The sequence below is a fragment of the Pseudomonas sp. 32_A genome (genome assembly GCF_017490905.1).
In the GTDB taxonomy this organism is placed as follows: domain Bacteria; phylum Pseudomonadota; class Gammaproteobacteria; order Pseudomonadales; family Pseudomonadaceae; genus Aquipseudomonas; species Aquipseudomonas inefficax.
On sequence record NZ_JAFGYI010000513.1, the window covers coordinates 1 to 238 of the forward strand.

Consider the following 238-nt stretch of genomic DNA (forward strand, 5'->3'; position numbering starts at 1 on the left):
ACGCTCTGACGTGGGCAAGGCCACGGTCATCGGCTTCGTTACCGTGCTGCTGTTCCTGGTGCTGGTCAACGTACTGTCGCTGGGCATCATGACCCAACCGGAACTGGCCAAGCTGCAGAACCCGTCGCTGGCTTCGGTACTGGAGCATATCGTCGGGCCGTGGGGCGCCTTGCTGATCAGTATCGGCCTGGCGGTTTCGCTGCTTGGCGCGCTGCTGTCCTGGGCGTTGCTGTGCGCC

1 protein-coding gene is annotated in these 238 nt (G+C 63.9%); it reads left to right on the top strand.

The features are described from left to right. A partial coding sequence (locus J5M58_RS27640; protein WP_207880715.1) for an amino acid permease occupies nucleotides 1–238 on the top strand: 238 nt, incomplete at both ends.